Below are 23880 nucleotides of genomic sequence, written 5' to 3'. Positions count from 1 at the left end.
CTCGGATTCCCGGGCCCGTACGGCTCTCAGATTCCCGGGCCCGTACGCCGCAGCACCCGCAGCGAGTCCGTCGCCGAGACCTCCGTGAAGGCGCCGGAGGCGAGGGCGCGGAGGTAGACGCGGTACGGGGCCTGCCCGGTGAACTCGTCCTCCGGGTCGGGGAAGACGTCGTGGATGACGAGGAGGCCGTCCGGGGCGACGTGCGGGGCCCAGCCCTCGTAGTCGGCGGTGGCGTGCTCGTCGGTGTGGCCGCCGTCGACGAAGACGAGGCCGACGGGGGTGCCCCAGAAGGCGGCGACCTGCGGGGAACGGCCGACGACCGCGACGACGTGGTCCTCCAGGCCCGCCTTGTGGAGGGTGCGGCGGAAGGTGGGGAGCGTGTCCATCCGGCCCACCTCGGGGTCGACGGTGGACTCGTCGTGGTACTCCCAGCCAGGCTGCTGCTCCTCGCTGCCCCGGTGATGGTCGACCGTGATCGCGGTGACCCCCGCCTCACGGGCGGCATCGGCCAACAGGATCGTCGACCGACCGCAGTACGTCCCCACCTCCAGCAACGGCAGCCCCAGCCGCCCCGCCTCCACCGCCGCCGCGTACAACGCCAGCCCCTCGCCGACCGGCATGAACCCCTTCGCCGACTCGAAGGCGCGGAGAATCTCCGGCTTGGGCGCCGGCGTGGCCGGGGGGTTGGGTGCCGCGGACATGGGTCCTCCGTGTCGTCGTACGCGCTGGCCGTGCCCTGACGCACGAGCGCTCGGGCCGTATGCCGTTGGGGGCGCCCCATGCTGCCATGCGGTGACGGGCGGGAGGGTTCGGGGGCTTCGGTCGGTTGGCGAGTGCGGGTGCGGGTGCGGGTGCGGGTGCGGGTGCGGGTGCGGGTGCGCAGGGGCTGCGCCCCGTGCTTATTCGGCCCGCAAGGGCCGTAGGCCCTTAGGGGCGCGGGGAACTGCGCGACCAGCCCCCACCGGCCCGCGGATGAGGGCGAAGGGGCGGCCAGGTCAGGAAATACGCTCGGCCTCGCGGGCGACGGCTGTCCTGTCCTCCCTGGTGTCCGCGTCGCTGCCCTGGATCCCCCCGGTCCCACCCTCGCTGCTCGCGCGGAGCGTCAGCGTGGGACGGCGGCTCGGGAGGAAGAAGGCGAGGAGGAGGCCGACGGCGACCGCGGCCGTGGCGATGAGGAAGGAGACGCGGAACCCGTGCATGGTCGGGACCGCGACGCCGCCCACCTGGTTCGCGGTGTTGGCCAGCACCATGCCGATGACGGCGCTCGACACGGACGTACCGATGGAACGCATGAGCGTGTTGAGCCCGTTCGCCGCACCCGTCTCGGACGGGTCGACGGCGCCGATGATCAGCGCCGGGAGTGAGGAGTAGGCGAGGCCGATGCCCGCGCCCAGGACCACCGACACGATCACGGTCTGCCAGGCGGCGCTCATCAGGCCGAGGCCCGCGCCGTAGCCGACCGCGATGATCAGCAGACCCAGGATGAGGGTGCTCCTGGGCCCGTACTTGGCGGAGATCCGGGCGTAGACCGGCGCGGTGAACATCATCGTCAGGCCGAGCGGAGCCACGCACAGGCCCGCGACGATCATCGACTGCCCGAGGCCGTAGCCGGTGGAGGAGGGCAGCTGGAGGAGCTGCGGCAGGACGAGGGAGACGACGTAGAAGGAGACGCCGACCATGATCGAGGCGAGGTTGGTGAGGAGTACCTCGCGGCGGGCGGTGGTGCGCAGATCGACCAGCGGCGCGGGGATACGCAGCTCCAGAACGCCCCAGAGCAGCAGGACCAGGGCCGACGCCCCGAACAGGCCGAGCGTGGTCGCGGAGGTCCAGCCCCAGTCGCTGCCCTTGGTGATCGGCAGGAGGAAGAGGACGAGGCCGAGGGAGAGGCCGAACGCACCGAGGTGGTCGAAGGTGCCCTTCGCACGCGTCTTCGTCTCCGGTACGGCGACGAGGGTCAGCACGATGGAGAGGACACCGAGGCCGGCGGCGCCGAAGAAGAGGACGTGCCAGTCGGTGTTCTGGGCGACCGCGGCGGCGAGCGGCAGCGCGAGTCCGCCGCCGACGCCGATGGACGAACTCATCAGGCCCATGGCGGAGCCGAGGCGTTCGCGGGGCAGTTCGTCACGCATCAGGCCGATGCCCAGCGGGATCGCGCCCATGGCGACGCCCTGGAGCGTACGGCCGACGATCATCGGAACGAGCGCGCTGGTGAAAGCGCTGATCAGCGCGCCGACCACCATCACGGCCAGGCTGACGAGCAGCATGCGGCGCTTGCCGTAGAGGTCGCCGAGACGGCCCATGATCGGCGTGGCCACGGCGCCGGACAGCAGGGTCGAGGTCAGCACCCAGGTCGCGTTGCTGGGAGAGGTGTCCAGCAGCTGAGGGAGATCCTTGATCACCGGGACCAGCAGGGTCTGCATCACCGCGACCACGATCCCCGCGAAGGCCAGCACCGGGACGAGCGCTCCGCTGGTGCTCGTCGCTCTCGTGGTGGGCCGACCGGTCGTCTGCGGTGTGTGCGGTTGGGTCATGGAGCGGGGCCTCCTGGCCGGTGACGGTGACGGTGACGGTGACGGTGACGGTGACGGTGACGACGGTGACGGTAGATGTCGTCTGAACCTCGTGCGCCTGGGCAACTATTCCGTTGTTTTGAGTGACTAACGAAAACTTGACCCGCTCATGGGGAAGTGACGGATCGTCGGGGCGGGTCGTCGAGGCGACTGGCCGAAGGGCTGGTCAAAGGCGGCTGGTCAGGCAGCTGACCCCAGGGCGGCTGACCAGGGCGGTCGTCGGGCCTGGAGATTTCTCGCGGGACGAGGCAACGGATCCGCGCCCTCATGGACTGTTAACAGCATCTAGGAGGTGCTCATGGGGGATCGGAAGCAGGTCAGGGACGCTCGGGACGAGGGGTTCCAGAGCTTCCTCGTCGGCCGCTGGCCACGGCTGATGCGTACGGCGTTTCTCCTGACGGGGGAGCAGCACGCCGCGGAGGACCTGGTCCAGACGACGCTGGAGCAGGTGTACGTGGCCTGGCGCCGCGTCGGCTCGACGGACGACCCGGACGCCTACGTACGGCGCGTGATGATCAACGCCCACGCGCGCAAGCACCGCAGACGCCTCAAGGAGTTCCTGGCGCCCCGGAGCGACTCGGACCTCGTGCCCGAGCTCCCCGACAGCGGCGACCGCATCGCCCAGGCCGACGACCGCAGCGCCCTGCTGACGGCCCTGTCCCAACTGCCGCCGCGCCAGCGCGAAGCCGTGGTCCTGCGGTACTGGGAGGACCTGAGCGAGGGCCGGACGGCGGAGGCGATGGGCTGTTCCGTGGGCACGGTGAAGAGCAACGCGGCGAAGGGGATCGCGAAGCTCCGCGCCATACCGGGACTGGCGGAGATGGTGACGCAGGGGGGTCGCAAGTGAGGAACGCGGATGGCTCGGCCGACATGGACGGCGCGGATGGCACGGAACGCGCGGAAGGCGTTGACGGGAAGGCGAACCAGCAGATGAAGCACGGCGACAGCACGCACCACGACCTCTCGCACCGCGACCTCTCGCACCACGACCTCGCGCACAGCACCGCGCTGGAGAGAGACATCGCCTTCCTCCTGGCGGACGCGGCCGACGAGGCGGAGATCGGTATAGCTCCCTACCAGGCGGTCGTACGGGGAGGCCGGCGCCGCAAGGCCCGCCGCTGGGCGGTAGCCGCTGCCGCGGCCGTGGTGATCGGCGGCACCACGGGGACACTGGCGCTGGCGGTGACGGACGACGGCCGGGGACGGGTGGTGCCGGCGGCGACGGCCCCGGTGCCGACGGAGGTGGCGACTGCCGACGCCCGGATCAGGAACGAGCCGTGGCGGAGCACCCTGGCCGAGGGGCGGGATCAGGGCACGGTCTGGCGGGTGGCGATCGACGTCTGGGACGCGCCGAAGAACAAGAAGGAGGCCTCCGAGCGGCTTGCCGCGATGGGCCTGTTCGGGGACGTGCCGACGGGCGTGGACGGAGCCGCCGACCTCGTGGGCGAGAGCTGGCACTTCGTGCATCTGACGGTGGGCGAGGACCGGACGGTCGCGCTGATCGACGGCGAGGCGGACACCTTCTCGGGCACGGACCTGGTGGCCTACGCGACGGTCCTGCGCACCGGCGACTGGGACAAGGACGGCACCCCCAAGCGCCTCGTCATCGGCCAGGTCGCCCCCACCGCCCAGAAAGTGCGCGTCACCTGGTCCGACGGCACCTTCGTCGACGTCCAGCGCAACCGGGACGACGGCTGGCACGCGGACCTGCGCAACCCCCGCATCGTCGAGGTGAAGGGCGCCCGGGCGAGCTGGTTCGTGGCGCTGGCGCCGGAGGGGGTGGGGTACCGGTCGGCGGAGGTGACGGAGTAGGAAACGGCGGCGCCGACGGCGGGCCGGGTGACCGGCCGAGCGGATGACGGGGGGAGATGGGGGAGGCCGTGGGTGCGCCGGGTGGCGGGGAGCTCGACGGGCTGGGTGCCGGGCGGAAGGCGCGAATCTGACGTACTGTCAGGAGTCTTCACATGTGCACGTGGCTCGGCTATACAGAGGTTCGCCGGACTGGAACGCGTTCTAGGTGGGCGGGTTCCGGGTCGGTCGTGACGACCTCGGTGCGGCCGCTGGTGCGGACGGTCGTACCGAGGTTCCTCAGCCCAAGTCACCCGCCACCCGGCATCGAACCTCTGACCCCCGGCGGCCCCCCGCCCCACACCGCCCAGGAGCCCCATGCCCATCGACGCAGCCAAGGCGCTCGCGGCCGAGCCCCGCTCCGCCGAGATCGCGTGGAGTCGTAAGGACGTCCTGCTCTATCACCTCGGTATCGGCGCCGGCATCCCCGCGACCGACCCCGACGAGCTGCGCTACACGCTGGAGTCCCGGCTGCACGTCCTGCCGAGCTTCGCGACCGTCGCGGGCGCGGGCTCGCCGGACGTGATCGGCGGCCTGAACGCCCCCGGCGTCGACGTCGACCTCGCCAAGGTCCTGCACGGCGGCCAGCGCGTCGAGCTCCATCGGCCGATCCCCGTCGAGGGGCGGGCGACCGCGACCTCGCGCGTGGCGGCGGTGTACGACAAGGGCAAGGCGGCCGTCCTCGTGATGCGGACCGAGGTCGCCGACGCCGAGGGGCCGTTGTGGGTCAACGAGGCGCAGATCTTCGTCAGGGGAGAGGGCGGTTGGGGCGGTGAGCGTGGGCCGTCCGCCCGGCAGGAACCGCCGGCCACCGCACCCGACAAGGAGGTCGAGCGGGCCGTCCGTGAGGACCAGGCGCTGCTCTACCGCCTCTCCGGAGACTGGAACCCGTTGCACGCCGACCCGGAGTTCGCGGGGCGCGCCGGATTCGACCGGCCGATCCTGCACGGGCTGTGCACCTACGGGATGACGTTGAAGGCCGTGGTGGACACGGTGCTCGGCGGGGACGTCGGCCGCGTCCGCTCGTACGGGACGCGCTTCGCGGGCGTCGTCTTCCCGGGCGAGACCCTCCGCATCCGGATGTGGCGGCCGGACGACCACGCGGTGCGGGTGACGGTGGCCGCCGTCGAGCGGGACGACGCACCGGTGCTGGCGGACACCCTCGTCGAGCACGAATGAGCGGACGAGCGAGCGGACGAACCAGCGCACGAATGAACGGACGACTGAACGGACGACTGAGCGGACGAATGAGCAGCTCAGCGCAACCGTAGGGGACAGGTACTCCCGGGAGGAGCCGCACCATGCGCGCAGCCGTACTGCACGAGATCGGCCAGGACAAGCTCGACGTGCTCGACGACGTCGAGGCGGTGGGCTTCGGGCCGGGCAGGGTGAGGATCCGGGTGCGGGCCACGGGGCTGTGCCACTCGGACCTGTCCGCGATGGCCGGGGTGCTGCCGCAGCCCGGACCGTTCGTCCCCGGGCACGAGGGAGCCGGCGAGATAGTCGAAGTCGGAGAAGGCGTACGGAACTTGAAGCCCGGCGACCGGGTCGTCGTGTGCTGGTTGCCCGCCTGCGGCAGCTGTCCCGCCTGCAAGCGCGGCCAGACGCAGCTCTGCCTGGCCGGATTCCTCAACGCCGGTACGCCCAACTTCAAACGGCCCGCCGGCGACGTCTTCGGCTTCGCGGGCACCGGCACCTTCGCCGAGGAGGTCGTCGTCGACGCCGGCTGCGCGGTGCCGATACCGGACGACGTGCCCTTCGACATCGCCGCCCTCATCGGCTGCGGCGTCACCACCGGACTCGGCGCGGCCCTCAACACCGCCGACGTGGAGGCCGGTTCGTCGGTCGCGGTCATCGGCTGCGGCGGCGTCGGCATCTCCGCGATCCAGGGTGCCCGGCTCAAGGGTGCCGCCGAGATCGTCGCCGTCGACCCGGTGGTCTCGCGACGCGAGGCGGCACTCAAGTTCGGTGCCACCAGGGCGATTTCGCCGGAGGAGCTGGCCGACGCCAAGCAGTCCGTCACCGCCGGTGAGGGCTTCGACTACGTCTTCGAGGTCGTCGGCCGCTCGACCACCGCCCGCACCGCGTACGAGGCCACCCGGCGCGGCGGCACACTCGTCGTGGTCGGTGCGGGCGCGCTGGACGACTTCCTCCAGCTCAGCATGTTCGAGCTGTTCTTCGACGAGAAGCGGATCCTGCCCTCGATGTACGGCGGCGGCGACGTCCTGCGCTCCTACGAGCGGACCATCGCCCTCTGGCGGGCCGGCCGTATCGACCTCGCGGGCCTGATCACGCACCGCGTGCCCCTCTCCGACATCAACGAGGCGCTGGACCAGATGCGGACCGGGGTGGCCCTGCGGACCTGCATCGAGATCTGACCACCGACCGGGTGCGAGAGGAGAGGGGCTCGGGGATGGCATTGCCGCTCGAAGGACTGTCCGCGATCGTCACCGGCGCGGGACGCGGGCTCGGCCGGGCCGAGGCGTGGGAACTGGCCCGCCTGGGCGCGGCCGTCGTCGTCAACGACTACGGCCGGCCGGGGCGGGACGGTTCCGGTGAGGTGTCCACCGGGCCCGCCGAGGAGGTCGCGGCGTCGATCCGCGCGGCGGGCGGTCAGGCGGTGTCGCACATCGGCGACGTGTCCGACCACGAACAGGCCCGGGAACTGGTCGCGTTGGCCGTCGCCCGGTTCGGCAAGCTGGACATCCTCGTCAACAACGCGGGCATCCTGCGCGACCGCATGGTCTTCTCCATGTCCGAGGACGAGTGGGACTCGGTCGTCCGGGTGCACCTCAAGGGGCACTTCAACACGATCCGGTTCGCCTCCGCCCACTGGCGTGCGCGGGCGAAGTCGGGTGACGGCGCGCCGGTGTACGGACGCGTGGTGAACACCTCCTCCGAGGCCTTCCTCGCCGGTTCCGCCGGGCAGCCCAACTACGCCGCCGCGAAAGGCGGAATCGTCGGGCTGACGACCTCCACGGCCCTCGCGCTCGCCAAGTACGGCGTCACCGCGAACGTCATCTGCCCGCGCGCCCGGACCCGGATGACCGAGGACGTCTTCGCGGGCCTGCCGGGGGCGCCCGAGGGCGACGGCGGCGGACTGGACCCACTCGCCCCCGAGCACGTCGCCCCCCTCGTCGGCTACCTCGCCTCACCCGCCGCCGCACAGGTGAACGGGCAGCTCTTCGTCGTACACGGCGGCATGGTCGCGATCGTCGAACGGCCGCGCGTCCAGGCGAAGTTCGACACCAAGCAGGACGTGTTCACGTACGACGAGCTGGACGGGTTGCTCACGCCGCACTACGTCGACCGGCCGGAGGGGGAGACGTTCGCGGCGGCGGAGGTGCTGGGGCTCAGGCATGGGCAGGGAACGGCGGGCGGTTCGGCGTAGCCGCCGACCCCATGAGGGTCGCGGGAGCCGCGGCCCCGCGCGCAACGGAACGGTCCCGCAACGGAACGGCCCCGCAACGGAACGGCCCCTAGCAAGGAACGGCCCCCCGGTGAGGATCGGGCCCTCAAGCATCGGCCCCCGGAACGCAACGGCCCCGCCCGTCGGTGACGGGCGGGGCCGGATGCCGTGGTGGTCGGTTCTGGCGTCGAATTGACGTTTCTCCAGAGGTGACCGGAGAGGACTCGTGTCGCCGGTCAGGCGGACGTCGTCGACTCCGTGTGTTCGGCCTGCTTGCGGTGGCGCCCGCGAGGGGTCGTCTTCTCGGCTTCGTGGGCCGAGATCTGGCCCCGGTGCCTGCCGTGGCCTACCGCCTCGTGGGGGTCGGCAGTGGGCGGCTGGGTGGTGTGCACGTCGCTCATTGGAAGTGTTCCCCGTCGAATGATCTTCTTACCGGCGGGAAATTTTAACGGGCGGCCGCGTGCGTCTCGAAGGTGCCCGAGGGCGTGTCGCCCGCGCCGCGTCCACTTCGCCCGCAGCCCGCACATCACCTTCACCCGACGGTCACCTCCTCCGGTACTCGCCCCTCCAACGGCGCCTGCTGCAACGGCACGGGCCGGGCGACGCCAGGCGCGGACGGCTCCGCACCGGACGGCTCCGCAGTGGACGGCTCCCCGCCCGGCGCCCTGGACGGGAGTGACGTGTCCGCGACCTCCTGCCGCAGGGCTTCCTCGCAGCCCGGCCCCCTGCCCGGCCCCCTCTCCCGCGCACCCTCCCCGACCTGCTCCCGACCCCCCTCCCGGAACTCCTCCTGAGATTCTTCCGCCATCGCCTCCCAGGGCACCCCCACCCGAGCCACCCCGCACCGCACCGCCCCTGCCGTGTAGGGCAGTTGCAGCACGCCCTCCCGGCTCCACAGTCCGGCCCCGGCCAACCAGCCCTCGGGAGCGGGCAGATGGAGTATCCGGCGGGCGGCCGGCCGCCAGACACCGACCCAGCTGCCCCGCGGCCCGTCGACGCGCAGCGCGACCGCGCAGCTCTCGGGGGTGAGGATCTGGCCCGGCTGGATGGCGAAGGGGGTGATGCGGTGGCCGTCGGGAACCCGCAGACACTCCGGGAAGCGAACCGGGAGCGTACTGCCCAACACGCCCCAGCCCAGCCGGTCGTGACCGGGAGAGGGTGCGTCCGAGCGGATCAGGAGCAGTCCGCTGTCGGGGTCGGCGAGCAGTACCCGGTCGTTGCTGTCGTCCGCGATCTGCAGCAGCGGCGAGACCGCGCCGCCCTGCTCCAGATCGACCACCACGGACTTCGTCCGGCCGCCCGACTCCTGGTCCAGGGCGAGCATCCGACCCGTCCCGTCCAGCCAGACCCCGCCCGAGCACCGCCCCGGCACCTGCGCCAGCAACTCGGGCCCGAACGCTCCGCCCGCCACCAGCCAGACCGTCGTGGCGCTCCGGCCCAGGGCGAGGGCGTACGCCCGCTCCCCGCACGGCGCGGGCGACAGCAGCCGCAACTCGGCCGCCGGATCGGCGCATTCGACGGCGCCGAGCGGGAGCTCCCCGGTGCCGGGCCCGGTCGGGTAGAGGAGCGAGAACAGGTGCCGGCCGGCGGCCAGCCGGTGGATGAGGACCCGGCCGTCGGTCATGGGGAGTACTTCGGTGCCGGGCTCCTCGGGTTGGTTGCCGGGCAGGGGGACGGCGTACGGCTCGGGGCCGTCGAGGGTCCAGCGCTCGGGGAACCAGGACTCGCCGTCGAGCGCGAGGCGCGCCGCGTACGACCCGTCGGCGGTGATCACACAGCCGGGCGGCGCGGACCCTACGTTCCCGCCCTTCCCGCCGTTCCCGCCATGCCCTCCCCTCGTGTCCTTCCCTCCGGTCGGGTTCCTCCCGTCGTCCCCATGCGCTGTCTCGCCCCGCTGTCCCGTCTCGTGCTCCAGTCCCGTCTCGTGCCCCTGTCCCGTCTCGTTCCCGTGGCCCGTCGCGGGTGGTGGGGATGCACAGGCCGTCATCGTTCGATCACCTCCGGCGACGAAGGTAGTTTTCGCACGCACAGACGTGGGACAACCCGCACCCCCTTCACACATAAGGATGCTCGTCGCCCGATTCGCCTGAGGGAACGGCGATCCTGTGCTGGCGGACGAGGCCGGAGGGGGCGTCCTGGTGCGCGGGACGGCGCGCGGGACGGCACGGGGCGGTGCGCGGGACAGGAGGGCGGCTGGTCAAGTGAACCGTGGCAGGTCGGGGACAGGAGTAGTGCAGGTAGCCTTTGTCCGTGCCCCGTCTGTCTGAAGTCATCGCCGCGCTCGACGCCCTCTGGCCGCCCGAGAGGGCCGAGGGGTGGGACGCGGTCGGCACGGTGTGCGGGGACCCCGACCAGGAGGTCGCGCGGGTCCTGTTCGCCGTCGACCCGGTGCGGGAGATCGTCGAGGAAGCGGTGAAACTGGGCGCCGACCTGCTGGTCACCCACCATCCGCTGTATCTGCGCGGTACGACGACGGTGGCGGCCTCCACCTTCAAGGGCCGGGTCGTGCACACCCTCATCAAGCACGACATCGCGCTGCACGTCGCCCACACCAACGCCGACACCGCCGACCCCGGGGTCAGCGACGCCCTCGCCGGCGCGCTGGACCTCAGGGTCGTACGCCCCCTCGTGCCGGACCCCGCCGATCCCACCGGGCGGCGCGGTCTCGGCCGGGTCTGCGAGCTGGACCACCCCCTGACCGTGCGTGAACTGGCCGCGCGGGCCGCCGAGCGGCTGCCCGCCACCGCGCAGGGCATCCGGGTCGCCGGCGACCCCGAGGCGCTCGTCCGCACGGTCGCCGTCAGCGGCGGCTCCGGCGACAGCCTCTTCGACGACGTACGCGCGGCCGGTGTCGACGCCTTCCTCACCGCGGACCTGCGTCACCACCCGGCCTCCGAAGCCGTCGCCCGTACGACGGAAGGCACCCACACACCTCTCGCGCTGCTCGACGCGGCGCACTGGGCCACCGAATGGCCCTGGTGCGAGCTGGCCGCCGCCCAGCTCGACGAGATCTCCGACCGAGAGGGATGGGACCTGCGCGTCCACGTCTCCAAGACGGTCACCGACCCCTGGACCGCCCACGCGGCGTCCACTCACCCGTCGCCCACCACCGCCCTTCCCCCGAGCGCTTCGCGCACCCCCTCTTCTTCTGACCCACTGGGAGCCCCCAACTGAACGCCGCGCCCGCCGACCAGATCCGACTCCTCGACGTCCAGGACCTCGACGTACGCCTGCAGCAGCTGGCGCACAGGCGGAGGTCGCTGCCCGAGCACGCCGAGATCGAGTCGCTGACGAAGGACCACACCCAGCTGCGCGACCTGCTCGTGGCCGCGCAGACCGAGGAGAGCGACACCGCCCGCGACCAGACCAAGGCCGAGCAGGACGTGGACCAGGTGCGCCAGCGCGCCACCCGCGACCAGCAGCGCCTCGACTCGGGTGCCGTCTCCTCGCCGAAGGACCTGGAGAACCTCCAGCGCGAGATCGCCTCCCTCGCCAAGCGGCAGGGCGACCTGGAGGACATCGTCCTGGAGGTCATGGAGCGCCGGGAGTCCACGCAGGAGCGGGTCGCCGAGCTGACCGAGCGGGTCGGTGCCGTCCAGGGCAAGGTCGACGACGCGACCGCGCGCCGGGACGCCGCGTTCGAGGAGATCGACGGCGAGGTGGCGAGGGTGACGAAGGAGCGCGAGGTCATCTCGGCGGCGGTCCCCGCGGACCTCCTCAAGCTCTACGACAAGCTGCGCGACCAGCAGGGCGGCATCGGCGCGGCCAAGCTGTACCAGCGCACCTGCCAGGGCTGCCGCCAGGAGCTGTCGATCACCGACATCAACGACATCCGCAAGGCCTCGCCCGACACGGTCGTCCGCTGCGAGAACTGCGGCCGCATCCTGGTGCGTACGGCGGAGTCCGGCCTGTAGGGCGCGGTGCGGAGCGACGGCGGGGCGACGGCGGGGTACGGCGGTAAGGGGCTTTTGGCGTGCGGGAGTTCATCGTCGAGGCCGACGGCGGTTCACGGGGCAACCCGGGGCCCGCGGGCTACGGCTCCGTCGTCCTCGACGCGGTGACGGGCGAGACGCTGGCGGAGGCGGCCGAGTACATCGGGATCGCCACGAACAACGTCGCCGAGTACCGGGGCCTCATCGCGGGCCTGAAGTCGGCGTACGAGCTGGACCCGGCGGCCTCCGTCCGGGTCCGCATGGACTCCAAGCTCGTCGTCGAACAGATGTCGGGCCGCTGGAAGATCAAACACCCCGACATGAAGCCCCTCGCCGCCGAGGCCGCGCGCGTCTTCCCGCCCGGTCGCGTGACGTACGAGTGGATGCCGCGAGAACAGAACAAGCACGCGGACCGGCTCGCCAACGAGGCGATGGACGCGGGGAAGCGCGGCGAACAGTGGTCGGCCGCCGCGTCCATGGCGGACCTGGACGCGCGGGCGGCGAGAGCGGCCGCCGCCGCCGCACCCGAACCGTCGGGGCCGCCGGGTGACGCGACGGCGGGCGCGGCGAAGGCCAGGGCGGCCTTGGCCGGGGCCCGGGGCGAGACGGGGAACGCCTTGGCGGAGCCTCGGGGCCGGTCCGGCGACAGTGCCGGAGCGAGTCCGTCGGACTCGGTGAGCGGTGCCGATGCCTCGGCCGCACCCTCTGCCCGCGCCTCTTCTCCTCGCCCGGCCTCTTCTCCTCGCCCGGCCTCTTCGGCTGACACCGCCTCGGCCTCCGCCCTTTCCACGACCGGGCGCGCCCCGACCCCTGGCGGTCGCGACCGCACCACCGAAACCCAGGTCAAAGCCGCCGCCGACCTTCGTGCCGCCGAGAACGTCGCCTCGGCGGCACCCGATCTCGGCACCCCCGCCACCTTCGTGCTGCTGCGGCACGGCGAGACCCCCCTCACGCCCCAGAAACGGTTCTCGGGGAGCGGGGGTTCAGACCCGTCCCTCTCCGATGTCGGCCGGTATCAGGCGGAGCGGGTCGCGGCCGCGCTGGCGGCTCGGGGGACGATCCAGGACGTCGTGTCCTCGCCGTTGGCCCGATGCCGTGAGACGGCGGGGATCGTCGCGGCCCGGCTGGGACTCGCGGTGACCGTCGAGGACGGGCTGCGCGAGACGGACTTCGGCGCGTGGGAGGGACTGAGCTTCGGCGAGGTGCGGGAACGGTACCCGGACGACATGAACGCCTGGCTGGCCTCCCCGGACGCCGAACCCACCGGCGGCGGCGAGAGCTTCGAGGCCGTGGCCCGCCGCGTCGCCGCCACCCGGGACGAACTGGTCGCGGCGCACCGAGGCCGTACCGTCCTGCTCGTCACCCACGTCACTCCGATCAAGACCCTCGTACGCCTGGCCCTCGGCGCACCCCCGGAGTCCCTGTTCCGCATGGAACTCTCGGCGGCCTCCCTGTCGGCCCTGGCGTACTACGCGGACGGCAACTCGACCCTCCGCCTCCTCAACGACACGTCACACCTGCGCTGAACGGGGCGTGGAGGCCGACGGCCCGTGGCGTCGGGCATCGGGCTTGCGCGTCGCCGCTGCCCTAGGGGCCTGGGTGCCGTCGCATCGGGCTTGAACGCCGCCGCTGTCCTGGGGGCTGGGTGCCTTCGTTTCGGGCTTGAACGCCGCTGTCTCAGGGCTTGAGCACCGCCGCCTCCCGTGCCAGCGCCTCGATCCGCGTCCAGTCCCGCGCGGCCACGGCATCGGTCGGCAGCATCCAAGTACCGCCCACGCAGCCGACGTTGGGAAGGGCCAGATAGTCCGGCGCGTTGGCCGGCCCGATCCCGCCGGTGGGGCAGAACCGTGCCTGTGGGAGAGGCCCGGCGAGCGACTTCAGATACGCCGTACCGCCCGCCGCCTCCGCCGGGAAGAACTTCATCTCCCGCACCCCGCGCTCCAACAGCGCCACGACCTCCGACGTGGTCGACACCCCCGGCAGGAACGGCACCCCGGCCGCCCGCATCGCCTCCAGCAGTACGTCCGTCCAGCCCGGACTGACCAGGAAGCGCCCGCCCGCCGCGACGGACTCCGTCACCTGAGCGGGCGTGATGACCGTCCCCACCCCGACCACCGCCGCCGGAACCTCCGCCGTGATCGCCCGTACGGCGTCCAGCGCTCCCGGCGTCCGCAGCGTCACCTCGATCGCCGGCAGCCCGCCCGCGACCAGCGCCCGCGCGAGCGGCACCGCGTCGACGGGGTCGTCGACGACGACCACCGGCAGCACGGGCACCAGGTCGAGGACGGACGCGCGCGAGGACGGGGGCAGCGACGAGGGCATGCCGCCATCCTGCCTCGGGGGTACAGCATGTACAACGAGCGTTGCGCATTCTGCAACGCTTGTGAGGGGAGGGGAGGGGAGGGGAGGGGAGGAGCGAGTGGGCGAGGAGAGAGTGGGCGAGGAGAGAGGGGGCGAGGAGAGAGGGGGCGAGGAGAGAGGGGGCGAGGGGGCGAGGGTCAGTGGACCTCGGCCACCAGCACGTCCAGCGTCCACGCCTTCCCGGTCCCCGCCCCGGCGGGAGGCTCCACCTCCACCACGTACCCGAGGTCCCGCAGCGCCTCCACCAGCTCCGCCGGGCCCTTGGGTGCGATCCCGGCCGACAGCAGACTCCGTACGATCCGGCCCTTGGTCGCCTTGTTGAAGTGGCTGACGACCTTTCGGGTGGGCGCGTGCAGCACCCGTACGGTCGCGGTCCGCCCGGCCACCTCACCCTTAGGCTTCCACGCGGCCGCGTACGCCGAGGAGCGCAGGTCGAGCACGAGTCCGTCGCCGGCGGCCTCGGGGAGGGCCGACGCCATCGGCGTACGCCAGTGGGCGCCGAGCGCTCCGATGCCGGGCAGCTTGACGCCCATCGAGCAACGGTAGGAGGGGATGCGGTCCGTCACGCGGACCGCGCCCCACAGCCCCGAGAAGACCAGCAGCGAACGCGCCGCCCGCTGCTTCGCGGCGGTCTCCAGGCCGGCCAGGCCGAGGGAGTCGTACAGCACGCCCGTGTAGACCTGCCCGGCCGGCCGCGCCCCCGCCGTCAGCAACTCCGCGTTCTTGGCGACCTCCCCGCGCAGCCCCTCACTCAGGCCGAGCACCTCACGCGCCTTGTCCTCGTCCCCGGTGCACAACTCCACCAGCTCGGCGATCACCGCCTCCCGTGCCCCGGTGAGCGCCGGCAGCGACAGCCCCTCCAGCTTCAACGGGGCCCCACCCGCGGAGGGGGCCTTGCCTTCGGACGGCGGCAGCAGGACGAGCACGTTCGCTCCTTGTTCTCGGGGTTCTCGGGGCTCCACGACAGCGTACGGGGTGGGGAGAGGGGGCCTGCCAGGGTGGTGGGGAGGCGTGGGGGAGGGGGCATGCCAGGGCGGCCTGGGCGGTGTGAGGAGGCGGACTCTCGGTGGACGCCGATGCCCAGGTGGGCGCCGAGGCAGACGCAGCCGTTCCCTCCCCCGTCCGGAGGAACCGCCGGGGTGCCGTCCCGCCCACCCCGTCCTACGCTCGACCCATGCCCCGCCGCCATCTCCACGTCAAGGGCGCCGCCGAGGCCCCCCTGCGTGCGGCCCTGCGCGCGCTGCGCGCGGAACTCGGTGTGCCCGACGCCTTCCCACTCCAGGTCCTCGTCGAGGCGGAGCACGCCGCGAAGCACCCGCGTCTCCCGTCGTACGACGCCACGGACATCCCCCTCTTCACCATCGATCCGCCCACCTCCATCGACCTCGACCAGGCGATGCACCTGTCGCGACGGCCGGCCACGGGCCCGGGCGCCGGCGGCTACCGCGTCCGGTACGCCATCGCCGACGTCGCCGCCTTCGTCACCCCCGGCGGCGCGGTCGACGCCGAGGCCCACCGCCGGGTGACGACCCTCTACCTCCCCGACGACAAGGTCCCCCTGCACCCCGCCTGCCTCTCCGAGGGCGCCGCCAGCCTCCTCCCGGACCACACCTGCCCGGCGGTCCTGTGGACGCTGGACCTCGACGCGGACGGCCGCACCGAGACCGTCGACGTCCGCCGGGCCCTCGTACGCAGCAGCGCCAAGCTGAACTACGCCGGCGTACAGAAGGAGATCGACGCGGGCACCGCCGAGGAGCCGGTCGCCCTGCTGAAGGAGATCGGCCGACTGCGCGAGCGCCTCGAAGTCGAACGCGGAGGCATCTCCCTCAACATCCCCGAGCAGGAGATCATCGAGCACGGCGCCCCGGGCGATGGCGGCGAGAGCTACCAGTTGGCCTACCGGGCGCCCCTTCCCGCCGACGGCTGGAACGCCCAGATCTCCCTCCTCACGGGCATGGCCGCGGCCGAACTGATGCTGGCCCATGGCACAGGCGTACTACGCACCCTCCCAGCCGCCCCGGACGGCGCCGTCGGCCGTCTCCGCCGTACCGCCAAAGCCCTGCGCATCGACTGGCCGCACCACGTCTCGTACGCGCAACTCGTCCGCTCCCTCGACCCGCACGACCCCCGCCACGCCGCCTTCCTCCTGGAGTGCACAACCCTCCTGCGCGGCGCGCACTACACCCCGTTCCGCGACGGCGACCTCCCCGACATCACCACCCACTCCGCCGTAGCCGCCCCCTACGCCCACTGCACGGCCCCCCTACGCCGCCTCGTGGACCGCTACGCCTCGGAGATCTGCCTCGCGGCGGCAGCCGGCACCCCGGCCCCCGACTGGGTCCTGGCGGCCTTCGACACCCTCCCCGACGAGATGACCGAGGGCACCCGGCTGGCCGGACGCGTGGAGCGCGAATGCGTGGACATCGTCGAGGCCGCGCTGCTCAAGGACCGGGTGGGGGAAATCTTCGAGGGGTGCGTGGTGGACGTGGAGGAGGACCAACTGTCCGTCGGAACCGTGCAGTTGGCGTCCCCGGCAGTCATCGGCCGCCTGGTGGGGGCGCCTGGCGGCCCGCTGCCTCTGGGGGAGGGGCTACGGGTACGGCTCACGCAGGCCGAGCCGGGAGTGAAGAAGGTGCGGTTCGCTCCGGCGTGACCGCTCCGATGAACTCCCGCACGATCCCCACGAGTTGAGTGGAATCGTCGGCGTGGAAGCGCACCAGGCATACCTCCCTACGACGGCCGAAGAAGGTCAAGTACCCGATGGGTGCCGCCAGTTCGACGGTGACGGTGGTCTGTGAACCGACCGCCATGTTGAGCTCGCCGTCCCGCTTCTCGTGCGTCGTACGCAGCTCACGGCGGACCGACGTGACGGCGGTGAGCGGCACACACAGATCCACAGTGGCGAAGCGGCGCAGCCGCAGCGTCGTGCCGGTGAGGACGTGGGGGCGGGTCACGGAGGCCGCGTGGAGCCCGGCGACGACGAGGATCGTGTAGAGGTCGAGGACGAGGAAGACCCCGTGCGCGAGCGGAAAGTCGCGCAGCAGGACGGACAGGGTCACGGTCTCGACGACACACACGAACCCGAACCCGAACATCATGGCCCCCTGCCCCCGCGCGTACCCGAAGGCTCGCCCGCCTCCCCCGACCCCGTGCGGCCGCCGCGCCACCCAGCGCAACAGGCCGGCCAGCAGCAGGAGTTCATGACGTACGAGGGCGCGGGCGATTCGATGGATGCTCCCCACCCGGCTCATGGGCGGTCCTCCCTCAGTATCCGGAGCGTGCGGCGGATGGCCTCCGCCTGGGCCGGGGCGAAGTCGGAGTAGAAGGCGCGCAGGAAGCTGCCGGTGCTGGCACCGGTGCCAGCACCGGTGCTGGTGCCAGTGCCGTTGGCGCCCTTGTCGAGGTCGGTGTTGGTGTTGGTGTCTGGCGGGATCATGTCGGGCGGGATGAGGCCGGCCAGCACGCGGGCCGCCTTCGTCACCCGGGGGTCGTCCGGCTCGGCATCGGCGAGCGCGTCGAGCAGCGCGTACGCCTCGTGCACCCGCTCCACCGCACCGGGAACCGCCATCATGCTCTCCAACCCGGCGAGCATCTCCGCCCGTACCTCGGGTGTCGCGGTCGTCTCCAGGAGTGCGAACATCTCCCGGTCCTTGGCGGCCATCGGGGACTCTGGGACGGGCCCGAACCTCCCGAAGAGCGCGACGAGTTCGGACGACACCGGCCCCTCGGCCGGCAGCCGCCCCGCCCTCGCGTCCTCCATCAGGACACGCAACCGGTCCCGCCGCTCCCGGATCGCGCTCTCCTGCCGCGCCAGATCCTCGTCCAACTCCCCGAACACCTCGACGAGTTCACGCCCGGCGTCGTCCGCGAGCACGTCCCGTACCTCGGCGAGCCCGAGCCCCAGCTCCGTCAGCCGCCGGATCCGCGCCAGCACAACCGCGTGCCGCAACGTGTAGTCCCGATACCCGTTGGGCCGCCGCTCCGGCTCCGGCAACAGCCCGAGGTGGTGGTAGTGCCGCACGGCCCGCGGCGTGACACCGACGGCCGCGGCCAGTTCTCCGATCCGCATGCGACCAGTAGAAACGTTGACGCTGCGGCAGGGTCAAGCGGCGGGCACGGCGACTGACGGTGACCGGGATCATGTGCCACGATCGAGGGAACGGTTCCCGATCTCACGGCCAGGTGATCAGCCGATGTCCCAGTCTGGCGAGCGACCGAACAAGGAGGGGCGTGACATGACTGCCATGGCCCATGAGCCGCTCTCGCAGGAAGACGTCCTGCTGGAGGGCTTTCTCGCCCTGGACACCCCGGAGGGATTCCGGGCGGAGCTGATCGAGGGGGAGATCGTTGTGACGCCGCCGCCGGACGGGGACCACGAGGACTACATCAATCTGATCATGAGACAGGTGATCAGGCGTTCCCGGACCGATATGGATTTCAGCGGGAACAAGGGGCTGAAGCTGGGAAAGGCGGAGGGCTGTCCGAAGGAACACGTGATTCCTGACGGTACGTTTGCACCCCAGGTATTGCGCCTCTACAGGGGCGCCGACCCCTGGATGCCCTGCCGGGGCGTCGCCATGGTGCTGGAGGTGACCTCCACCAGGCCCAAAGCCGACCGCGAGGTCAAGCGCCGCTGTTACGCCCGCGGGGGCATCCCGTTCTATCTGCTCATCGACCGTGACACGTCAGAGGTGACACTCCTCAGCGATCCCCGAGAGGAGGACTACCGCCAGCGCTGCACCGTCCCCTTCGGCAAGCCGCTCGCCCTCCCCGAGCCCTTCGCCTTCGACCTGGAGACCTCGGACTTCCTCTGACGCCGACACCGACCCCGCCGGGGGTAGCCTGGGGGACCGGCGAAGGGGGCGAGGCAGAGGTGAACCCACGCGGCGAGACCCGGTGGACCCGTGCCACCCTCGGCCGCCCCGACCGCTCCCTCGACCTCCTCACCGCCCGCTTCGACCACCACCGCTACGCCCCGCACACCCACGAGGAATTCAGCATCGGGATCTGCGTCCAGGGCGCCTCGTGCATCGACTACCGGGGCGGCGCCCTCACGGTGGGGGAGGGCTCGATCGTCGTCCTGGCCCCTGGCGAGGTCCACACCGGCGAATCGGCTTTCGGCACGTACGCCTACCGCGCCCTCTACCCGGCCCCCGCCCTCCTCACCGACGGCATCCTCGGCGGCACCCCGCACTTCCGCGAGCCCCTCCTGCACGACCCCGAACTCGCCGCCGCCCTGCGCATCGCGCACACCGAGCTGAGCACCTGCCCCGACCCCCTGGAAGCAGAGTCCCGCCTCCCCTGGCTGCTCACGGCCCTGGCCCGCCGCCACTCGACGTCCCGCGCAGCCCCCGACGCGATCCCCGGCGCCGACACGATCGCCCTCGCCGTACGCGACCGCCTGGCCGACGAACTCCTCGCCCCACCCTCCCTCGCCGACCTCGCCACCGACCTGGGCCTCTCCCGCTACCAACTCCTCCGAGCCTTCCGCACGACCATGGGCATGCCCCCTTACGCCTGGCTGGCCCAGCACAGGGTGAGCCGAGCCCGGGGGCTGCTGGAGGCCGGCGCTCGCCCGGCGGAGGTCGCCGGGCAGGTGGGGTTCGCGGACCAGGCCCACATGACGCGCTGGTTCAGACGGGTGCTGGGGGTGACGCCGACGGCGTATCGGACGAGCGTGCGGCCGTAGAGACACCGGGGGGCAGCGGGCGCGCAACAGCGTTCAAGACGGATGGCGCCCCATGCCTCGAAACTCACCCCATGACTGCACGCGGCTGGTTCCTCTTCTCCCTGATGGGAGTCCTCTGGGGCATCCCCTACCTGATGATCAAGGTGGCGGTGGACGAGGTCTCCCCGTCCATGGTCGTCTTCGTACGCTGTGCCCTGGGCGCGGCCCTCCTGCTCCCCTTCGCGATCCGCCGGGGAGGACTGACCCGCGTGGTCCGGCAGCACTGGCGCCCCATGCTCGCCTTCGCCGTGATCGAGGTCATCGGCCCCTGGTGGACGCTGACCGACGCCGAACGCCACCTCTCCAGCTCCACGGCCGGCCTCCTCATCGCGGGCGTCCCCATCGTGAGCGTGCTCCTGGCCCGCTTCTTCGGCGACACGGAACACCTGGGAGCCCGCCGCATGACCGGCCTGGCCTTGGGCCTCGCAGGCGTAGCGGTCCTCACCATCCCGCACCTCACCGGCGGCAACGTCCTCTCCCTCACCGAGGTCCTGATCACGGTGATCGGCTACGCCACGGCCCCCCTGATCATGGCCCGCCACCTCAAGCAGGTCCCCACCCTCCAGCTGATAGCCCCGGTCCTACTCCTCGCGGCCCTCGTCTACGCCCCCGCGGCAGCCCTGACCCGCCCACCCACCCTTCCCTCGCCCCCCGCCCTGATGGCGCTGGCGGCCCTGGGCGTGATCTGCACGGCCCTGGCCTTCGTGGCCTTCCTGGAACTGATCCGAGAGGTCGGCCCGACGCGTGCCACGGTCTTCACGTACGTCAACCCGGCGGTGGCGGTAGCGGCAGGCGCGCTCTTCCTGGACGAGCACCTCACCCCCGGAATCCTGGCCTCCTTCGCCCTGATCCTGGCGGGCTCGTTCCTGGCGACGGCGTCGACGGCATCGAGTGCGCCGAAGGTGGCGACGGCGTCGACGGCATCGAGTGCGCCGAAGGTGGCGAGGGCGGGGAGGGCGGCGACAAGGGCTGCCCTCGGGGACGTCGACAAGGACTGCCCCGGGGACGGCTCCGGGGCCGTCCCCGAGGACGGCTCGGAGGAGCGGTGAGCGCCCGGTACCATGGTCGACACGGCAGACGAGCCGGGCGGACGGCCGCGTGAAGATCCTTGTGGACCTTCCCGAGGAACGTCCGGGCTCCACAGGGCAGGGTGATGGCTAACGGCCACCCGGGGTGACCCGCGGGACAGTGCCACAGAAAACAAACCGCCCAGCGCTCAGGCGCTGGGTAAGGGTGAAACGGTGGTGTAAGAGACCACCAGTGCCCAGGGCGACCTGGGCAGCTAGGTAAACCCCACCCGGAGCAAGGTCAAGAGGGAGTCCTTTCCAAGGATAGGAAAGGGCTTCTGCGCGGACGTTCGAGGGCTGCCCGCCCGAGTCCGCGGGTAGACCGCACGAGGCCGGCGGCAACGCCGGCCCTAGATGGATGGCCGTCTCCCCGGCCGCCGCGAGGCAGCCGGGCGACAGAACCCGGCGTACAGCCCGACTCGTCTGCCGCCAGGGGCCCTATGACCAGGGAAGTTGCTGGTCAGGGGCTCTTTTCCGTAAGTCGAAGGGCTTCATCAGGCCCCGGTCCGTACCGGTTCAAACCGGTACACGCGGCTGTGAACGTAGCCACGAAGGTATCCACGAAAGTAGCCACCCACGCGGCCACTGCGGGCATTCGTCCTGATCATGCGGGCACTCGTCCTGATCAGTGGGCTGCGGTCAGCGGTCGGAGATGCGGGTACGGCCTGTAGTCCTAGCTCGGACATCAGGGAGCAAGTAATTCGCTGGTAGCTTTCAGGGCTTCGCGGCTGCGGCCTTCTTCGGCCGGCGAGGCACGGTCTTGGCCTTGCCGAGGTGCCCGTACACCGTCCGGCGCTGAACGGTCAGTGCCAGCCCACCAAGATCATCGCTTGGCGGGCTGGCGTATCTGTGTCATGCCCCCGCTTCAGATGCAGATCGCGATCTTTCCGCGTGTGCGTCCGCGCTCGGCGTGCGCGTGGGCGTCGGCGATCCGCTCCAGGGGGTAGGTCTGTTCGATACGGGGTGTGTAGCGGCCCTGCCGGCCCAGTTCTGCGGCTGCGGACAGGAGGTTGGAGTCGTTCTCCGCGTTGACCACGCGCGTGCCCAGGCGCTGCCCGCCCGCGTGGTCGGCGACCGTCGCGACGCGCGTTGGGTCGCCCGTGATCGCGACGAGGTCGTCCAGGGACCCGGAGGCCGCGGTGTCGAGCGCGATGTCGACGCCGTGCGGAGTGAGGGCGGAGAGGCGCTGCGCGAGGCCGGGGCCGTAGGTGGTGGGAACGGCGCCGAGAGAGGTGAGGAACTCGTGGTTGCGTTCGCTGGCTGTCCCGATCACGGTGGCACCTTGTGCCACCGCGATCTCGACTGCCGCGCTGCCCACGCCTCCGGCGGCTCCCTCGACGAGAAGGGTGCGCCCCGCGAGGGAGCCGAGCGCGTTCAGGCCACGCATCGCGGTCACAGACGCAAGACCGGCGCCCGCGGCCTGCTCATCGTTCCACGTGTCGGGGGCTTGGGCCCAGGCCGAGAGGATGACCAGCTCTGCGGTTGCGCCGGTGACACCGCCCAGCCCGAAAACGCGGTCGCCGATGCTCACCCCCTGCACTCCGTCACCGATTTCGTCGACCACGCCGACGGCGTCGCGCCCGGGAATGGCGGGCAGCTCCAGGGGAATCAGCTGGTGCAGGGCGCCGGCGCGCAGCTTCCAGTCGATGGGATTGACACTGGCCGCCGCGACGCGGACACGGATCTCACCAAGTCCCGGGCGAGGGGCGGGGGCCTGCTCGATCACCAGGCTCTCCGCTGCGCCGTATTCATGGAAGCGGGCTGCACGCATAATGTCCTGCCTTACCTTTATAGGTCGAAATGATGGTGTTCAATCGACGCCCGTTACTCTCAACCTGACGTCGACGTGAGGCGTAAATCGGCAAGCCGGCAGCCTTCCGGCCAGAGGAGCACGGATACGGATCGGTGAGGTTGCCGAGCAGGCGGGCAGCCACCCGCCCCGAAAACCACGATCCTGCCCAACGTCGGAATACCGCCCGTCGAGTCGATGCTCCGGAAGATATCCAGAAGGTCGGTCACCAGATGGATACCAAGACCGGAGACGGGAGCCCCTCATGACCCAACGGCCACCGCTGCCACCCGACTTGTTCGACGAGCTGTGCCCGTCCTCGCTGCTGCCTTTCCGCTTCGGTGACAAATGGGCACCCCTGGTCCTCCGCTGCCTGGAAGACGGCCCGCGCAGATACTCCGAACTCCGCGTGCCACTGGGCCGCGTCACCCCGAAGGCGCTCACCCAGTCGCTCCGCGGCTTGGAGCGGAACGGGTTCGTGTCACGCACGGTGCACGCCGACCCGAAACTGCGGGTGGAGTACGCGCTGACACCGCTGGGCCGCAGCACGCTGGAGCCGCTGGCCGCCGCGTGCCGATGGGCGACCGAGCACTGGGACGAGTTGCTCGACGCACGCGAGGGCGGCTCGGGCGGCTTCTCCTCCATTGGCTGACTCGACACTGCGTCGGCGCGTGTCGCACCGGATGAGCCACACCTCTGAGTTCTACCGAGCTGGGACTACAGGGCCGGTGCGGCCGCCTCCGGAAGCATCGGCGGGTCCCTCTTCGCAGGCGACATAAGCACCACCGATGCTCCCTTGTTGTCTGCCCCCAGGCCGGTCTGATTGCCATAGGGCACCCGCGCGAGCCACCTGGCTGACAGATGATCAGAACGGCGAAGATCGAGGAGGATGGAGGAGGATCAAGGAGGATCAAGGAGGATCGGAGCATGGCGATATGCAGGAAGTGCGGCGTGCGAAAGCGCCGTTGGCCTCGTTCCTGTCCCGGGTGTCGCGCCGGGTCGGCCCGGGCGGACGCGGCCGTGGCAGGAGTCGATGTGACCGTGGCGGCAGGACTGTTCGGGTGGATCAGACGGGCAGTCACGGGCGTTGTGCGGAGGATTCTCGACTGGACCTGACTCAGCGGGTACGACCCGGCACCCGAAGTCGTCGGCATCGATCTCACCGGTGAACGCCTA

General features: G+C 71.5%; 22 protein-coding genes and 1 other RNA gene. 14 read left to right on the top strand and 9 right to left on the bottom strand.

Going from position 1 to position 23880, the window contains the following annotated elements; translation table 11 throughout:
• Positions 1 to 26 precede the first annotated feature (26 nt).
• Positions 27 to 701, bottom strand: a complete 675-nt coding sequence (locus OG202_RS15015; RefSeq protein WP_327729993.1) for a class I SAM-dependent methyltransferase — start codon at positions 699 to 701, stop codon at positions 27 to 29.
• A 294-nt stretch (positions 702 to 995) separates the two neighbouring features.
• Entirely contained in the window at positions 996 to 2531 is a 1536-nt protein-coding gene (locus OG202_RS15010) for an MFS transporter (RefSeq protein ID WP_326583198.1), read from the bottom strand.
• A gap of 337 nt (positions 2532 to 2868) precedes the next feature.
• On the opposite strand from OG202_RS15010, the gene OG202_RS15005 reads away from it, so the two are divergent.
• From OG202_RS15005 to OG202_RS14985, 5 genes are all read left to right on the top strand, one after another.
• The gene (locus OG202_RS15005; protein WP_326583199.1) at positions 2869 to 3417 is read left to right on the top strand and encodes a SigE family RNA polymerase sigma factor; all 549 of its coding nucleotides are present in this window, start codon (positions 2869 to 2871) and stop codon (positions 3415 to 3417) included.
• The gene (locus tag OG202_RS15000) at positions 3414 to 4382 is read left to right on the top strand and encodes a hypothetical protein (RefSeq protein WP_327729994.1); all 969 of its coding nucleotides are present in this window, start codon (positions 3414 to 3416) and stop codon (positions 4380 to 4382) included. Before OG202_RS15005 ends, OG202_RS15000 begins: the two co-directional genes overlap by 4 nt.
• 354 nt (positions 4383 to 4736) lie before the next feature.
• Entirely contained in the window at positions 4737 to 5597 is an 861-nt protein-coding gene (locus OG202_RS14995) for a MaoC/PaaZ C-terminal domain-containing protein (RefSeq protein WP_326583201.1), read from the top strand.
• A 122-nt stretch (positions 5598 to 5719) separates the two neighbouring features.
• Positions 5720 to 6796, top strand: coding sequence for a Zn-dependent alcohol dehydrogenase (locus OG202_RS14990; RefSeq protein WP_326583202.1), 1077 nt, complete (start codon positions 5720 to 5722; stop codon positions 6794 to 6796).
• Positions 6797 to 6831: 35 nt separating this feature from the next.
• Positions 6832 to 7809 carry a 3-oxoacyl-ACP reductase gene (locus tag OG202_RS14985; protein ID WP_328222885.1) on the top strand — a complete coding sequence of 326 codons (978 nt, stop codon included), beginning with the start codon at positions 6832 to 6834 and terminating at the stop codon, positions 7807 to 7809.
• A gap of 254 nt (positions 7810 to 8063) precedes the next feature.
• Here the strand turns inward: OG202_RS14985 and OG202_RS14980 are convergent, their stop codons facing one another.
• Entirely contained in the window at positions 8064 to 8228 is a 165-nt protein-coding gene (locus OG202_RS14980; protein ID WP_326583204.1) for a hypothetical protein, read from the bottom strand.
• A 131-nt stretch (positions 8229 to 8359) separates the two neighbouring features.
• Positions 8360 to 9814, bottom strand: coding sequence for a hypothetical protein (locus OG202_RS14975; RefSeq protein WP_327729996.1), 1455 nt, complete (start codon positions 9812 to 9814; stop codon positions 8360 to 8362).
• Positions 9815 to 10077: 263 nt separating this feature from the next.
• Between OG202_RS14975 and OG202_RS14970 the strand changes: the two genes are divergently transcribed.
• From OG202_RS14970 to OG202_RS14960, 3 genes are read left to right on the top strand one after another with little or no spacing between them, the layout of a single operon-like run.
• Positions 10078 to 11001, top strand: a complete 924-nt coding sequence (locus tag OG202_RS14970) for a Nif3-like dinuclear metal center hexameric protein (RefSeq protein WP_327729997.1) — start codon at positions 10078 to 10080, stop codon at positions 10999 to 11001.
• Positions 10998 to 11741, top strand: a complete 744-nt coding sequence (locus tag OG202_RS14965) for a zinc ribbon domain-containing protein (RefSeq protein ID WP_326585854.1) — start codon at positions 10998 to 11000, stop codon at positions 11739 to 11741. Before OG202_RS14970 ends, OG202_RS14965 begins: the two co-directional genes overlap by 4 nt.
• Positions 11742 to 11800: 59 nt before the next feature.
• The gene (locus tag OG202_RS14960) at positions 11801 to 13285 is read left to right on the top strand and encodes a bifunctional RNase H/acid phosphatase (protein WP_327729998.1); all 1485 of its coding nucleotides are present in this window, start codon (positions 11801 to 11803) and stop codon (positions 13283 to 13285) included.
• A 151-nt stretch (positions 13286 to 13436) separates the two neighbouring features.
• Here the strand turns inward: OG202_RS14960 and eda are convergent, their stop codons facing one another.
• Together eda and yaaA are read right to left on the bottom strand one after the other, a co-directional pair.
• Complete coding sequence (gene eda, locus OG202_RS14955; protein WP_327729999.1) at positions 13437 to 14081, bottom strand: bifunctional 4-hydroxy-2-oxoglutarate aldolase/2-dehydro-3-deoxy-phosphogluconate aldolase; 645 nt, start codon at positions 14079 to 14081, stop codon at positions 13437 to 13439.
• A gap of 176 nt (positions 14082 to 14257) precedes the next feature.
• Positions 14258 to 15046, bottom strand: coding sequence for a peroxide stress protein YaaA (gene yaaA / locus OG202_RS14950; protein WP_327730000.1), 789 nt, complete (start codon positions 15044 to 15046; stop codon positions 14258 to 14260).
• Positions 15047 to 15294: 248 nt separating this feature from the next.
• Here yaaA and OG202_RS14945 point away from each other — a divergent pair, with 248 nt between their 5' ends.
• The gene (locus OG202_RS14945) at positions 15295 to 16773 is read left to right on the top strand and encodes an RNB domain-containing ribonuclease (protein WP_327730001.1); all 1479 of its coding nucleotides are present in this window, start codon (positions 15295 to 15297) and stop codon (positions 16771 to 16773) included.
• Here the strand turns inward: OG202_RS14945 and OG202_RS14940 are convergent.
• The gene (locus OG202_RS14940) at positions 16724 to 17371 is read right to left on the bottom strand and encodes a hypothetical protein (protein WP_327730002.1); all 648 of its coding nucleotides are present in this window, start codon (positions 17369 to 17371) and stop codon (positions 16724 to 16726) included. The genes OG202_RS14945 and OG202_RS14940 overlap by 50 nt on opposite strands.
• Positions 17368 to 18189: a MerR family transcriptional regulator gene (locus OG202_RS14935; protein WP_328222882.1), complete on the bottom strand. Its 822-nt coding sequence runs from the start codon at positions 18187 to 18189 to the stop codon at positions 17368 to 17370. Before OG202_RS14935 ends, OG202_RS14940 begins: the two co-directional genes overlap by 4 nt.
• 166 nt (positions 18190 to 18355) lie before the next feature.
• Here OG202_RS14935 and OG202_RS14930 point away from each other — a divergent pair, with 166 nt between their 5' ends.
• The 4 genes from OG202_RS14930 to rnpB all read left to right on the top strand — a co-directional run bounded on the left by OG202_RS14930 (position 18356) and on the right by rnpB (position 21341).
• Positions 18356 to 18934, top strand: coding sequence for a Uma2 family endonuclease (locus OG202_RS14930; protein WP_327730004.1), 579 nt, complete (start codon positions 18356 to 18358; stop codon positions 18932 to 18934).
• 59 nt (positions 18935 to 18993) lie between these two features.
• A complete protein-coding gene (locus OG202_RS14925) occupies positions 18994 to 19809 on the top strand; it encodes a helix-turn-helix domain-containing protein (RefSeq protein WP_328222880.1) in 816 nt (271 codons plus the stop codon).
• Positions 19810 to 19880: 71 nt separating this feature from the next.
• Positions 19881 to 20897, top strand: coding sequence for a DMT family transporter (locus OG202_RS14920; RefSeq protein WP_328222879.1), 1017 nt, complete (start codon positions 19881 to 19883; stop codon positions 20895 to 20897).
• A gap of 29 nt (positions 20898 to 20926) precedes the next feature.
• Positions 20927 to 21341, top strand: an RNA gene (gene rnpB / locus OG202_RS14915) — RNase P RNA component class A.
• Positions 21342 to 21780: 439 nt separating this feature from the next.
• Here rnpB and OG202_RS14910 read toward each other — a convergent pair.
• The gene (locus OG202_RS14910) at positions 21781 to 22686 is read right to left on the bottom strand and encodes an NADP-dependent oxidoreductase (protein WP_328222878.1); all 906 of its coding nucleotides are present in this window, start codon (positions 22684 to 22686) and stop codon (positions 21781 to 21783) included.
• 283 nt (positions 22687 to 22969) lie between these two features.
• Between OG202_RS14910 and OG202_RS14905 the strand changes: the two genes are divergently transcribed.
• Positions 22970 to 23356, top strand: a complete 387-nt coding sequence (locus tag OG202_RS14905) for a winged helix-turn-helix transcriptional regulator (protein WP_326583215.1) — start codon at positions 22970 to 22972, stop codon at positions 23354 to 23356.
• The last annotated feature ends 524 nt before the right edge of the window (positions 23357 to 23880 follow it).

It is taken from the genome of Streptomyces sp. NBC_00310 (genome assembly GCF_036208085.1).
In the GTDB taxonomy this organism is placed as follows: Bacteria; Actinomycetota; Actinomycetes; order Streptomycetales; family Streptomycetaceae; genus Streptomyces.
Note: the sequence above shows the minus strand (reverse complement) of the source record. Positions and strands in the feature narration are given on the sequence as shown.

Coding starts and splice junctions, on each gene's coding strand:
- OG202_RS14975 (WP_327729996.1), bottom strand. CDS start 9,814: ATGACGGCCTGTGCATCCCCACCACCCGCGACGGGCCACGGGAACGAG.
- OG202_RS14905 (WP_326583215.1), top strand. CDS start 22,970: ATGACCCAACGGCCACCGCTGCCACCCGACTTGTTCGACGAGCTGTGC.
- OG202_RS15015 (WP_327729993.1), bottom strand. CDS start 701: ATGTCCGCGGCACCCAACCCCCCGGCCACGCCGGCGCCCAAGCCGGAG.
- OG202_RS15005 (WP_326583199.1), top strand. CDS start 2,869: ATGGGGGATCGGAAGCAGGTCAGGGACGCTCGGGACGAGGGGTTCCAG.
- OG202_RS14995 (WP_326583201.1), top strand. CDS start 4,737: ATGCCCATCGACGCAGCCAAGGCGCTCGCGGCCGAGCCCCGCTCCGCC.
- OG202_RS14990 (WP_326583202.1), top strand. CDS start 5,720: ATGCGCGCAGCCGTACTGCACGAGATCGGCCAGGACAAGCTCGACGTG.
- eda (WP_327729999.1), bottom strand. CDS start 14,081: ATGCCCTCGTCGCTGCCCCCGTCCTCGCGCGCGTCCGTCCTCGACCTG.
- OG202_RS15010 (WP_326583198.1), bottom strand. CDS start 2,531: ATGACCCAACCGCACACACCGCAGACGACCGGTCGGCCCACCACGAGA.
- OG202_RS14985 (WP_328222885.1), top strand. CDS start 6,832: ATGGCATTGCCGCTCGAAGGACTGTCCGCGATCGTCACCGGCGCGGGA.
- OG202_RS14930 (WP_327730004.1), top strand. CDS start 18,356: ATGACTGCCATGGCCCATGAGCCGCTCTCGCAGGAAGACGTCCTGCTG.
- OG202_RS14945 (WP_327730001.1), top strand. CDS start 15,295: ATGCCCCGCCGCCATCTCCACGTCAAGGGCGCCGCCGAGGCCCCCCTG.
- OG202_RS14940 (WP_327730002.1), bottom strand. CDS start 17,371: ATGAGCCGGGTGGGGAGCATCCATCGAATCGCCCGCGCCCTCGTACGT.
- OG202_RS14980 (WP_326583204.1), bottom strand. CDS start 8,228: ATGAGCGACGTGCACACCACCCAGCCGCCCACTGCCGACCCCCACGAG.
- OG202_RS14910 (WP_328222878.1), bottom strand. CDS start 22,686: ATGCGTGCAGCCCGCTTCCATGAATACGGCGCAGCGGAGAGCCTGGTG.
- OG202_RS14935 (WP_328222882.1), bottom strand. CDS start 18,189: ATGCGGATCGGAGAACTGGCCGCGGCCGTCGGTGTCACGCCGCGGGCC.
- OG202_RS14920 (WP_328222879.1), top strand. CDS start 19,881: ATGACTGCACGCGGCTGGTTCCTCTTCTCCCTGATGGGAGTCCTCTGG.